Annotated in this window: 9 protein-coding genes; 5 read left to right on the forward strand and 4 right to left on the reverse strand. The window is 61.4% G+C overall.

The window, feature by feature from the left end:
* Positions 1 to 33 precede the first annotated feature (33 nt).
* The gene (locus tag WQ56_RS03270; RefSeq protein WP_047135608.1) at positions 34 to 714 is read left to right on the forward strand and encodes a lasso peptide biosynthesis B2 protein; all 681 of its coding nucleotides are present in this window, start codon (positions 34 to 36) and stop codon (positions 712 to 714) included.
* Entirely contained in the window at positions 714 to 2453 is a 1740-nt protein-coding gene (locus WQ56_RS03275) for an asparagine synthase-related protein (protein ID WP_047135609.1), read from the forward strand. Before WQ56_RS03270 ends, WQ56_RS03275 begins: the two co-directional genes overlap by 1 nt.
* On the opposite strand, the gene WQ56_RS03280 is transcribed toward WQ56_RS03275, so the two are convergent.
* The gene (locus WQ56_RS03280) at positions 2450 to 4600 is read right to left on the reverse strand and encodes an Atxe2 family lasso peptide isopeptidase (protein ID WP_082132156.1); all 2151 of its coding nucleotides are present in this window, start codon (positions 4598 to 4600) and stop codon (positions 2450 to 2452) included. The genes WQ56_RS03275 and WQ56_RS03280 overlap by 4 nt on opposite strands.
* A 7-nt stretch (positions 4601 to 4607) precedes the next feature.
* Positions 4608 to 6956, reverse strand: a complete 2349-nt coding sequence (locus tag WQ56_RS03285; RefSeq protein ID WP_082132157.1) for a TonB-dependent receptor — start codon at positions 6954 to 6956, stop codon at positions 4608 to 4610.
* A 338-nt stretch (positions 6957 to 7294) separates the two neighbouring features.
* Here WQ56_RS03285 and WQ56_RS17910 point away from each other — a divergent pair, with 338 nt between their 5' ends.
* From WQ56_RS17910 to WQ56_RS03300, 3 genes are all read left to right on the forward strand, one after another.
* Complete coding sequence (locus WQ56_RS17910) at positions 7295 to 7543, forward strand: helix-turn-helix transcriptional regulator (RefSeq protein ID WP_047135611.1); 249 nt, start codon at positions 7295 to 7297, stop codon at positions 7541 to 7543.
* Between the two features lie 90 nt (positions 7544 to 7633).
* Positions 7634 to 7894 (forward strand): helix-turn-helix transcriptional regulator, encoded by a 261-nt coding sequence (locus WQ56_RS03295; RefSeq protein WP_231583335.1) that lies wholly within the window; start codon positions 7634 to 7636, stop codon positions 7892 to 7894.
* Between the two features lie 893 nt (positions 7895 to 8787).
* Positions 8788 to 11376, forward strand: a complete 2589-nt coding sequence (locus WQ56_RS03300; protein WP_047135675.1) for a DEAD/DEAH box helicase family protein — start codon at positions 8788 to 8790, stop codon at positions 11374 to 11376.
* 399 nt (positions 11377 to 11775) lie between these two features.
* Here the strand turns inward: WQ56_RS03300 and WQ56_RS18460 are convergent, their stop codons facing one another.
* Positions 11776 to 12882 (reverse strand): hypothetical protein, encoded by a 1107-nt coding sequence (locus WQ56_RS18460; protein WP_156170259.1) that lies wholly within the window; start codon positions 12880 to 12882, stop codon positions 11776 to 11778.
* Positions 12875 to 13325 (reverse strand): hypothetical protein (locus WQ56_RS18995; protein WP_197076418.1); only part of this gene is annotated, 451 nt, incomplete at its 5' end. The genes WQ56_RS18460 and WQ56_RS18995, both read right to left, overlap by 8 nt.

Below are 13325 nucleotides of genomic sequence, written 5' to 3' on the forward strand. Positions count from 1 at the left end.
GAAAGGCGCGCCTCGCCCCCCGAGGTGCCCGAAATGCGCTACGGACTCCGCGAAGGCTTGTCGTTTTGCCACGTCGACGACGGCCTCATCTTTCTGGACCTCGAAGCCGATCGATACTTTCGGCTGGGGTCGCGGCTCGAGCACGCGTTTCTTCAGCACCTGGAAGGCGGTAGTCATTGCGTGGCCGACCTGGACGCGCTTCTTCAGCGCAACATCCTGGTCCCCTTGCTCAGCGGCGCAGATGGCGCGCTCGAGACGGCCGTCAAAGCCCCCTCGCATAGCCTAGTCGAGCACACCTACGCCCTGCCCTGCCGAAGGCAGACCGCGCTGATTGAGGTCCTCGTCATCGTCTGCAGCGTGCAGCTACAGCTGAAGACGCGCGCGCTCGATCGCCTGCTGGACGCCATGGCCACTCGCCGAGACTGCAGGGCTTCGAAATCGCCCGAGCATCATGAGCAGGCGCCCGATCCCGGGATGGTGCGGGCAGTGCAACAGTTCCGCCGGGCACGCCCGTATGTCCCGATCGAAACCTGCTGCCTACTGGACTCGATCTCGCTTGTCTTCTTTCTCGCCCGGCGCGGCCTATGGGCGTCGTTCGTCTTCGGCGTGACGAACAGGCCGTTCGCAGCGCATTGTTGGGTCCAGAACGGCGATTGGGTGCTCAACGACACCGTCGGCAATGCGCTCGCGCATACGCCGATCCGGGCGATCTGATGGGCTATCGCTACCTCGCGCTCCTGCCGATCGAGCCTTCGCAGGACGGGATGGCGCTATCGCCCGCACAAGTCGCCTCCTTGCGTGCACAGGGCATGCGACAGGTCGATGCGCCCTGGCCGATGACACTCTTCGTCAGCGAGGAAACGCCTGCGCTACCCGTGCCGGCCGGTGTCGTGATCGGCCACGTGTTCTCGCGCGATGGCACCCGGCTCGATGCAAGGGCATTCGCCGACACGACCGATCCGCACGCGCTCGACGACCGCCTGTTGAGCGAATGTTGGGGCGAGTACCTGCTGATTCGAAATGCGACGCCGCCTGCGCAAGGCGTGACGCTGTTGCGCGAGCCATCCGGCGGTGTGCCCTGCTTCTACTTCGCCGGAGAACGCGTCACGGTCGTCACATCCGATGTGTCGCTCGCCATCGGTCTTGGCCTCTATCGCCGGCAGGTCGACTGGAACGCCATCGCCTGGATGCTGGCGTACACCCACGTCAACACGGCAGAGACGGCACTCGAAGGAATCAAGGAACTCCTGCCAGGATGCACGCTCACGCTCGACGACCGAATCGCGACCGTGGCGCCCGCCTGGTCGCCCTGGGGCTTCGCGCAGCCGCCGCATCGGCATCGCAGCCCGGAACAGGCCGTCGCCGCCATCCGCGCCGCCGTCCGCACCGTGGTCGAGACCTTGGCCCGAACCGACAGGGACGTCCTGATGGAGTTGTCGGGCGGACTGGACTCTTCCATCGTCGCCGCGTGCCTGCAGGGCGCCGCGGCGAACGTGACCTGCAGCACGCTGGTGACGCCGGTGCCCGGCGCCGACGAGCGCCGCTACGCGCAACCAATCGCGGACACGCTCGGCACCGATCTGCACGCGACACTGCTCGACATCGACGTGGTGGAGATCGACTTCGAACTGCCCGTCCAAACGACAAGGCCCCGTGTCTCGGTCCTGCAGCAGACAGCGAACGCCGCCATGGCCGCGGTGGCAGCCACCCAGGGCGCCGACAGCTTCTTCTCCGGTGGCGGCGGCGACACGGTGTTCTGCTACTCGTCGGGCGCGGTGCCGGCGGCCGATGCGTTCAAGGAGCGAGGATTCGGCGCCGGCATGCGCGCCGTGCACGACCTGTCGGCTCTGCACGACTGCACCCACTGGAAGGCCGGCCGATTGACGCTCAAGAAGCTGGCGCATGGTGCACGCACGCCGTGCAAGCCCAATACCGCATTCCTCGCCCCATCCGCGGCGTCACCGCCGCCGCCTGCCCATCCCTGGTTCGCGCGGCCAGACGGCGTGCTGCCCGGCGACCTGGAACGCATCGCCGAGCTCGCAGGCACGCAGGTCTTCCGAGAAGGCGCTCCCCGTGGCGCAACGCACTGGCTTCGACTTCCCCTGCTCTCCCAGCCTGTCGTCGAGGCCTGCCTCAAGGCACCGACATGGATGTGGATCGCTGGCGGAAGGAACCGTGCCCTCGCGCGCGATGCGTTTGCCGACCGGCTGCCACGTGCCGTGCTGGAGCGCCGCAGCAAGGGCACCTTCGTCAGCTACTCGGGTGCCATCTACCAGCGCAAGAAGCACGACATGCGCGCCTACCTCATGGACGGGCACCTGCGCCGCCAAGGCCTGTTGGACTCCCCCGCCCTGGAGGCGTTCTTCGCGATGAACCTGCACCCGCGCGACACCACGTTCATGCGGATCTTCGACCTGTGCATGGTCGAGAACTGGCTGCGGCACCAGCGTTAGCGGGTCCCGCCTTCGGGCTCTGCGCCCGCCAAGCCGGCACGCATCTCCCGCCAACGCGCGTACTGCCCGACCTTGGACGGGTGCGCGTCCTCGTGCCCCTGCAGCCAGAAGCGGAACCAGTCGAGGTTGCGCTCATAGGCGGCCAGCTTGTGCCGCGGCTGGAACTTCTGATGCGTTTCGTTGGGAAACACGTAGAGGTCCGCGCGCCCCTGCCGGATCAGCGGCAGAGAGACGCCCAAGGCGTAGAGGTATTCCTGCTCAGGCATCTGGAACAGCACCGGCGCCTGGATGCGCTCGACCTGATAGGCCGGCGACAGCAAGCGCCAGCGCTCGGGCGTCTCGTCGGGCGCGCCCAGACCCCACGCATTCTGCACTTCCTCGAAGAACGCATCGCCGCGCAGCGTATTGAACAGGTAGTAGTTGGGTTCCACCGTGGGCGACGTCACCGAGACCGCCGCCAGCCCATCGGTCTGGATCGCCGCCCACAGTGCGACCTCGCTGCCGAAGCTCAAGCCGCCCATGCCCACCCTCGCCGGATCGATCCGCCCCGCCGAGGCAAGCTGCGCCACCGCCGCGGTCACACCGGCGACGCCGCGGCCGTACCGCTGCACCGCGTCGAACACGTAGCCCGGCGGGTCGTTGATGCACAGCGCGGCGATCCCCTGCTCCGCCAGGCTGGCCAGCGGCCACTCGTCCCCGACCCCACCGCGCAGGAAGCCGCCACAGTTGTAGTAGGTGACGAACAACGGCGGCGGCGCCCCGTCGATGGCGTGTGCCGGCAGGAACTGGCCCGTGTAGGTCTGCCCGTCCGCGCTCTCCCAGCGCAGCAGTTCGGCCGGCGCCACCGCGGACAACGCATGGGCCAGGGCCGCATTCGGATCGAACAGCACTTCACGCCGACCGCTCTGCAGGTCGATGCGCTCCAGCCGCGGCGGGCGATCGGGCTCGGCGATGACGCAGGCCATCGCGTGAGCCGAGATGCCACAAGGGCCGCCAGCACGACCGCCGCCGATGGTGCCGCGCACGGTCACCACAGGATGGACCACGCCGGTGCGCACGTGCCATCGATGGATGGACTGCGCCAGGCCCTGCAGCGGATCGGTAACGGTGAACACCACCTCGTCGCTCTGGGGCCGCCACTGCGGCGCGCCAAGCGCCTTGCCCACGCACGCGCTGGCCGTACATGGCACGGGCTGACGCGCCTTAGTTCCGGGCAACATCGTCAATGTGCTGTCGAGCCCATGGCGGAAGCCGGGCGGCGGGGCCGAGCGCGTCAGCATCGCCAGGCGACCGCCATCAGGCTCGGCGACCAAGGCCCAGGGCCGAGGCAACGCCGCATCGAGGTCGGCGATCGCAGGCGGTACCGGCGGCCGCTCGGCCGCCCGCGCGTCGCGGACCTGCAGGCTGGCGAGGTCCACCACCTTCCAGCGGTCCGGCGCATCCGCCAGCAACGGCGCGCGACCGAACCACATGCCGGCATACCGCTGCGTCGCCCACCGCCCCTCGATGTTGATGGCGCGGAACAGCCCCTGGCCGATAGGCACGTCGCCATCGATGCGAATGCCGCGGTCGTACTCGAGCTGTTCGGCCTCGGCGACCGCCTCGCGCGTGGCACCGACGCGGTAGAGCAGCCGGCGTCCATCCGCATCCAGCACGTAGCCGCGTACATCGGCCGCATCGCGAGTGAGCGGCTCGGCGCGCGACCCGTCCGCCGCCGCACGCCACACATCGACCCTGCCGTCCAGCAACGCCGTGTAGTACAGCCAGCGCCCATCCGGCGACCAACTCGCGGCCACCGGCGCCGCTACCCCGGCTGCGTCTCGCAGCGGCACACCGCCATCCGCCACACGGCGCGGCGGTTGCCCGCCATCCATCGCCTGCACGTACCACGCCGAGTCGTAGCTGTTGCGCTCGATGGACGCCTGCTCCACCCGGAAGGCCACCTGCCGGCCATCGGGCGAGACCACCGGCGGGCCGAAATCCACGACCTCCAGCAACTGACGCGGCGGAATGGACTGCGCATGTGCGGCGATACCGCCCTGCATCAGCACGCCACACGCCAATAGCACGTGCATCCACCACGCGGCACGGCCCGTACGCCTCACTGCAGGCACGCCCACCGATCCCTGCCGGTCCAACGTCTCCATGGCCACCTCAGAAGTGCTTGGAGATGGCGAGGCTGACGAAGCGCCCGATCGCCGAGTAGTTGGTGCCGTCATAGGGCGGTGCGTACTCGGCAAACGACGTCGGCGTGTACAGCGGCGGCGCGCGGTCGAGCAGGTTCTGCGCCGACAGCGAGACTTCCACGCCGGACCACGCCCCCTCGCTGCGCGCATGCCGGTAGCGCAACGCCGCATCGAAGGTGGTGAACGATGCCGTCTTCCGGCCATCCACGGTGTTGGTCACGCCGCCGCGATAGTTGGCGAACGCGGACGTGGTGAAGGCGCCCCGCTCCCAGACCACCCCTGCCCGGCCGGACAGCTTGGGCGGGTTGAACAGCGTGCCCGACAGATCGAAGAACTCCTGGGCGCCGGTGTTCTGCTGTGTACTGTCCAGCCACGCGGCCGAGCCGCGCAGCGTCAGCGTGTCGTCCCCCAACGCCAGCCTGTACGAACCCGAAAGGTCGGCACCCGTGATCTCCTGCCGGGCCACGTTGACGTAGTTGCCGTAGATCACTGCACCGATGCGGTCCGGATCGAAGGACTGGCCGGTGAAGTTGAAGAACCGCGCCAGGCTGGCGATGCGCGTCAGCTCTTCCAGCGTGGGTTGCCGGTCGATCACCTGGGCGAACGCGGGATTGGCCAGCACCTGCGCGTAGTCGGTGATCGGCTGGACCACACGGTCGGTGTAGTCGATGCGGAACGCGGTGAGCTCCAGTTGCAGCCCGGCCAACGCCTCGGGGTGGTACGCCAGCGAGGCGGACAGCGTGCGCGCACGTTCGGGCTGCAAGTCCGGATTGCCGCCGCCCACCCGCAGCGCCATGTCGCGCCCTGCCTCCGACGTGCCGCCGTAATCGCCCGCAAAGCCCAGCTGTGCGAACTGGCCCTGGTTGACCTGCAGCAACGTCGGCGCCTTGAACGAGCGGCCCCACGCCGCCTTGGCCGTGAAGTCGGCATTGGGACTGTAGATCAGCCCCAGCTTGGGCGTGGTGACGCCGCCGAAGCTGCTGTAGTCCTCGCTGCGCACGGCCGCGGTGACCTCGAGCCGTTGCACGCCCGGCACGCCCTGCCCCGCGCCGACCACCGGCACGCTGACTTCCGCATAGCCAAAGCGCGCACGCTCCTCGCCCTGCGTCGCCACCACGCCCGTGCCCAACGCGGACTGCCGGAACGCGTTGCTCCGGTAGCCCACACCCGCCGCCAGCCGCATCTCGCCAGCAGGCAACGCCAACAGCGGGCCTTCCACACTTGCCTCGTAGCTGCGGCTCTCGTTGCAGAAGCAGTCGTCGACGACTGGGGTGACGGCGCCGGTGGCCGGGTCTTCCCGCACCTGACGCTCGTGATGCTCGTCCTTGGCCCAGGCCCCGCTGAGCGACAGCGTCCAATCGTGGGGCAGCCGGAACTCGACGCCCGGCGACACCAGCGTGGTCGTGGTGACCGGCGTCAGGCGGTTGATGCCCATGTACTCGTAGAAGGTCTGCTGGTCGCGCTGGCTACGCAGCACATCCAGCCGCAGCTCCACGGCAGAACCCAGCCCCTGGTACGCACTGAGCAGGCCGCTGCGCAGGTCGCTGCCGGGATAGAGCGTGGTCGGCGGCCCCAGGTGCCGGGTGTAGGCCCGGTCGGCCGCGTAGATCGGGTCGACGGACGCATCCTTGAACGTGGCGATGACACCGCCGCTGGCCCAGTACGTACCCGCCGTGGCCGTGTACTCGCGGGTTTCGAGGCCGCCGCCGCTGGCAGCGCCATAACGGGCGCCGAGCGTCGCACCGTCGTAGTCGCGGCGCAGGATCACATTGCCCACCCCGCCCACCGCATCGGACCCGTAGATGGCCGACGCGCCATCGGCCACGATGTCGATGCGCTCGACCGCCTCCACCGGGATCGCGCTGATGTCCACCGCCTGCGCGAAGCCGCTGTAGGCCATGCGCCGGCCGTTGAGCAGCGTCAGCGTGGCGTCCGGCCCCAGACCCCGGAGGTTCAGGGCCGAGCCGCCGGTGACGTTCTGATTGGCGAAACCGGCCCCGGAAAAGCCGCCGCTGCCCGCGCCCGGGTTCTGCCCACCCCCAAAGTTCTGCGGCACGCTGCGGATCACCTCGCCCAGGTCACGGAATCCTTCCTCCTGGATCCGCTCAGCACCGAAGGCGATCACCGGCGACGGCGTGGTGCCGCCGCGGATGCGGGTACCGGTGACCTGGACGGTGTCGAACTGGGTAGCGGCGTCCTCGACCTCGCGGGTATCCGCGGGTGGGTCGGGCTCGCGTGCCGCGTCTACCTCCTGCGCGGCAACGCCGGTCAGGGGCAGCAGCGCGATCACGGCGACGCCCAGCACACGGGGCGCCATCTCGGCAGAGACAGAGATGCTCCCAAGTCGACCTTTGACGGCCCGCAACCGCGCTCGCCGCTGGTCTGGATCGACCGAGACCGGTGGACCGACAGCCTCCGGAGCACTTGCCCCGCCCTCGTACAGGCACAGATCAGACGCTACGCACAGCGTGTTGCTCGACATGCAATGCCTCCATGGTCAATCCGCTGCCCACCCCCGGGCGCGCGGCAGATATGGGCTGTCCTGATCGCGCCCTCCCGGCCCTCCAAGTGCCGACAGACAGACCAAAACGAGAGTAATAAACAGTAGACTTATATTCTGTAGATTGCAATGCGGTAGAGGATCAGGCTGGAGGCATGGCTTCCAAGTCCTCTCCCGCGTCGCTCCCAAGTGCCCGCACCCGCGTCGGGGCGAACATCCGCCGTCTGCGCAAGGCGATGAAGGGGAAGGTGAGCCAGGAGAAGCTCGGCGAGATGGCCGAGTGCCATCGCACCTACGTGTCCCAGCTGGAACGAGCGAAGACCAACATCTCAGTCGACCGCCTTGAACGGTTCGCTCAGATTCTCGGTGTGGACATCGCCGACTTGTTCCTGCCCCCGCCGTAGCGGTGTCCATAAGGGGTGCTCTACAGGACAACGGCCATCTTGTAGAGTTATATAAAGTAGATTTATAATCTGTAGAACCTAAGCCGGTAGATGATCAGGCTGGAAGGCATGCCTTCCAAGCCATCATCCACTGCGAAACCTAGTGCCCGCGAACGTGTTGCGGTGAACATCCGCCGTCTGCGCACGGCGCAAGGTTTAAGCCAAGAGCAACTCGCTGACGTGGCCGATTTCCATCGTACCTATGTTTCTCAGCTTGAACGCCGCGTCACCAACATCTCGATCGATGGACTCGAGCGGCTAGCACACGTGCTGGGCGTCGATATCGTCGATTTGCTCCAGCCTCCAGACTGAGCGGAGCCTTGCCGCGCATGGAGTGAACCGGACGTAGCTACAGCCTGCTACAGCTGTAGGAAATTCCTGACAGGCAGCAGCGGTGGGCGCTGATATCGAAGATGGGCAGAAGAACCCATTCTTCCATCACGCCAGCAACGCGTGATCCCCGCCCGCGAGCGGGTCGCCAGACACGCGGGCAGGGGCACGGAGCACCCCGGCTGCTGGCGCCCCTCGCGCAAGTAATCGCGACATGGGCGCCGATTCCGCACGAAAGCACGCTGCCCGCGAGGAGTCTGCAACGAATGCCCGCCCGCGTGAGGCAGAGGGTCTCAGCCAAGGAATTGCCCTGACTTGTCCGAGCTCAATCGAATTCGCGCCTTGGATTGCTCCCGTCGCAAACATGCGCTCCTGGGCCTCGCTCTGTTTGCGCACAGCTAGGACGTCGCCGACGTTCCGCGGCCATCTGACGGATCCGTCCACGAGCACTCTTGAGCCTAGTCTGTTGATCACCACATGGTGAGAACTGCAACAGCACTACCGCTGCAGGAGCCTTCGGGAAGGCAGCTGATACCAGCTCTAACCACGCATTCTAACTCACGCTAGAGACGCCTGACCGGCACCGCCCACTAACTATTGGATCGCGGTTTAATTACCTTCACCGGCGGCCATCAAATCTTGCTATCCGCCTGCCGCATCCCTGATAGTCTGGATTGAGTCATCAATGCAATCGCATCCGCATGGCACCAAACGACAGGTCCAAGTGTCCGCATCGGGCTACCTAGAATGGCATCGAAGAAAGCGCTTCAGACCAAAGCAAAAAATTCTCGACATAGCTAACTCCAAGACCACTCAAGCTCGGCGCGCGTAGTACTACATCTATCAGCTTTAATACTAGACACGGAGTCACACCAATGGTTTTCAAGAGGCTTAATAAATCGATCCAGTCTGCCAGCAGTCCAGAGAAGCTGATTTTTGATCTGCCGCGCCGCAAGATTCCGGGGGTGCTGACCCACCAATCTGAGGTCATGAGGAACTATGCAGAGACGGCAACAGAGAAAGCAGACGTCGCTTTGCAGCTTCCAACCGGAAGTGGCAAAACCCTGGTTGGATCTCTCATAGCAGAGTGGCTGCGTCGAAAACGAGGCGAGCGTGTAGTATACCTCGCCCCAACTAAGCAACTTGTCAACCAAGTGGCAACACAGTGCGAAGCAAAGTATGGGATACAAGCAAATGGATTTACAGGGAAAGCGACCAACTATACGCCGCACGCAAAGTCTGAGTACAGGACCGGCGAGAAGATAGCCGTAACAACTTACAGCAGCCTGTTCAACACCAACCCATTCTTTAACGACGCTGATGTAATAATTATTGACGATGCTCACGCTGCGGAGAACTACATTTCCTCGATGTGGTCAGTATCAGTGATCCGGATCAATCCAGATCATGAAAGTTGCTTTCTAGCTTTAATCGCAGCAATTAAACCTTACATCGACGACTCGACATTTTACAAGCTCAAGTCGACGAGAGATGAGAATAATGGCTGGGTTGACAAGCTTCCTAGTCCAAGTCTCGCAATGGCATCGGGGGACATCAGAGCTGTACTGGACGAGCACTCGCCGGCAGCCCGGGATATTCACTACCCCTGGTCTCTCATCAGAGACCATCTGCACGGCTGTCATTTTTACTACAACGAAAGTGAAATATTAATCCGCCCCCTCATACCTCCAACATGGACCCATTCCCCTTTCACGAATGCGCGACAGCGCATTTATATGTCCGCCACCCTGGGTTCCGGCGGAGACCTTGAGCGACTTTTTGGCCGAAAGAATATTCATAGGATCGCCGTCCCTGAAGGTTGGGACAAACAAGGCGTAGGACGCAGGCTTTTTCTCTTTCCCGGCCTGAGCTTAGACGAGAATAACTGCAGTAAACTCCGCCTCGATCTAATGCAAATGACTGAACGCAGTCTTGTTCTCGTTCCAAGTAAAGCTCACGGCGAGTCCATTCGACAGGAGGTGGAGAACAAGATCAGCTTCCAAACACTCGATGCTACCGACATAGAGAACACCAAGGAAACCTTTACTTCGAAATCTAACGCCGTAGCCATCATCGCGAACAGGTATGACGGCATCGACTTCCCGGGCGACGAATGTCGACTGACCTTCGTAGAGGGATTGCCATCCGCGACTAATCTTCAAGAGAAATTTCTCATGTCGCGTATGGCAGCTAATGTGCTTTTTAATGAACGAATCCAGACCAGGGTGCTACAGGCAATAGGGCGTTGCACTCGCTCTCTTGAGGATTACTCCGCGGTTGTGGTGAACGGGCTAGATTTACAGGACTACTTAGTTGACAAGAAGCGGCGACGCTTCCTACATCCTGAGATACAAGCAGAACTACAATTTGGTATCGAACAATCCATGCCGGCTACTCCGCCCGACTTCTGCAACTTCATGCGAACCTTTCTTGGGAACGGTGAAGATTGGGAGTCAGCCAACCAGGACATTATCGAGCTTAGGGACAGCCTCAGCCAAGACGTATTCCCTGCAATCTCGGACCTTGAATCATCTGTCCCATACGAGATTGATTATCAGAAAAGTCTCTGGCAGGGCGATTTCGTTGACGCGATGGAGGCCGCCTCAAGAGTAATTGGGGTCATCAGAAGCGAGGACCTCAAAGGCTATAGAGCGCTCTGGAATTATCTCGCAGGCTCGTCGGCGTTGCTAGCAAAGGACAACGGCCAGTACGTCGCCGAAGAGAAATCTGACATCTATTTTACAGCCGCAAAGAATGCAGCGGTGGGCTTGAGATGGCTTGTGAACCTAGCTACAAGCCGAGGCAGTGACTCGTCAACAGGCGATGATCCTGACAGCGTCTTAAGGACAGAGCAGATCGAGAATATCGAAAACGTTCTTGAAAGATTAGGTTCGAGCCACGATAGACGCTACGCAGCTCGCGAGAAGAAGATTCTGGACGGCTTGCTTTCAGAGGATGAATTCGAGACGGCTCAAGTGCTTCTCGGTGAGCTATTAGGATTCAATTCGTCTAAGCGAGAGACCGATGGCTCACCAGATCCTTGGTGGCACATCGGAAACCTATGCTTCGTGTTTGAAGATCACGCAGGCGCCAAGGAAACCTCTTCGCTCAGCGTAGAGAAAGCGAGACAAGCAGCTGATCATCCTCGATGGATTCGACAAAACGTACCAGAGCTGAAGTCTTCAGTAGTGATCCCCATCCTTGTGACGCCGACGTCAAAATCCTCTCCAGGCGCGAAACCCCACCTCAATGAGGTTTATCTATGGCCTCTTAGCGAATACCGCACTTGGGCCCAGCAAGCACTTGTAACAATTCGAGAGATCAGGAAGACATTCTCGGCGCCTGGTGACATCGCCTGGCGCGCGGAAGCCATCACCAAGCTCCGACGAGAAAGTTTCGACGCACCCTCCATCAAAAGAGACCGCCTATTGGTCCGCGCATCTGATCGCTACACCTTCAATTGATGGAGGGCGCCACAGCCGCCTACCCTTAAGGCGGCTATCTTCCAGCAGGCCTGCGCAATTACAGCAGCATGCCCCCCGTAGTGCAGTGCGCTGCGCTGTTCGACGCGCCGTCAACGGTCGGCTATCGGCGGTCATTCACACGCTGTAGCAACTAAGAGCATACAAATATCAGCTTGAAGGCCAGCAGTATGCTATGTGGCGATCGGTGACCGGATTAAGTCACGCCACCAGCTTGCACTCGGCGTCGGGCATAAGACACCTGCTGACGCCTTGGATTCAGCGGCCACACACATAAAAACATAGATCACAATATAGGTAGAGTCAGACGACCAAACGGCTGCTCAAATCAATACAATCATTTAGCCTTTAACCTATTAGCCCGCGCACCATATTAAATCCCTATACAAGCTTAAAAGCACAGGCTTCTGAGGCCGCGGGACTCAGAACCCGATAATTAAGATCGGCCCCAAATTGAACCGCGAGTCGGATAATTCTCAGTCGGTCGATAACTATTGATGCAGCGATATCTGGGCGCCGCTGCCAATCGTACCCTTCCGCGACCGCCTCAATAAGATCCTGAGGCATGAAGTAGTAGGTTGCCCACTTGTGCTGCACTTCGATATTGAGCTTTGAGGGAGAAGCCTCTAGCTGCTTTAATGACCATTCTTCTGCTGTGCATCCGCACTGAGCAGCTGCAATCGGTATTCCTACGCGACCATCACTACCCAATGGATGCCACGCGACAAGATCTAGACCGCCGTCACCAGAATTTCTTGTTTTAAAGTGTCTACGCTGCAATCGCAAAGTTCCACGCCAGTCCTCTGCAAGCTTAGTAAGACGTTTAAATAGATGCCCGCTATATCTCGTAGATGCCTTAGCACCAAACTGGTGAACCTCCCAGCCCGCTGGCATCAGCCCTTTAAAAATACTCTCGGCTATTCTTTCAAAATCTTCTGTGAGCTCGTGTCGCCTCGATTTTTCGATCAAACGCAAGCACGCGGACAGTAATAGCTGTACATAAAGACTCTGCGCTCCGCTCCCGGGATTCTTGAATCTAATTTCTTGTGCTCCAGGAGCTAACGCAAATGGGTAAGCGTCTCCGAAGACCTTAGCCCGAACCTCGAGGCGGCCAAAAAGCCCGGCCGCCCAGGCCTCCTTTCGATCCCCGTCCGGCAAGACTTCATCGTCGCCGTCGTCATCTTGTTCCTCTGCGTCTAGCTCAGCTTCTTCGTCGAGAGCTTCAGAATCATCTCCCAGGCTAGCATCTGGTCGAATATCTAACGCAGCAAGTTCATCAACGCACTCAATTAAATTTGATCTTGAGAATTTTCTGTCAGGATGGACTAAACATCTTATCTCGATATAATCGCACCACAAATAAGCGTCACTTGATTTTGGCGGATGGCTCAGTGACTGAAAAATCGGACGCTTCGGAGCTCGATCTTTTCTCTTTCCGGCTGCACTTTTCGCAAGGCGCTTTGAGGCTACGGGACGACTTCTAGTCATCTAACCCTCCATCATCCATGTCTTGGAGCATAGCCTGCAGCTGAGTTCTCACACTCCTTGCCTGCTTAGCAACCGCCAGTGCTACATCAACATGCTGCGGAGTCACTTCGGAGACATTGGGGATTATCCCCCAAACTGTTTCGAGCCTTGATTTAACAGCCAAGAGCGCCTCAGAAAGCGCCGTCGCCGGCCCTTTGCTCAAGGAAAACGCCTGATCGAGATTCCCGGATTTGAGAAGATCTTTAACGGCGGCAGGTGATGCTACAACTGCGGCCAGCTTTTTCAAGTTACGGGAATCTTTAACAATGCTCTTCCGGGACTCATCCTTGACAAAGTTCCACAAAAACATGTGCTTAAGATTGCGAACCTTCAATCCACTCTGAGCTGCATCCATTCTTCCTGAAAGGCCGAGGAATTCAACGATATTCACGTAGCTCAAAGAC

It is taken from the genome of Luteimonas sp. FCS-9 (assembly GCF_001014645.1).
Lineage (GTDB): Bacteria > Pseudomonadota > Gammaproteobacteria > Xanthomonadales > Xanthomonadaceae > Luteimonas.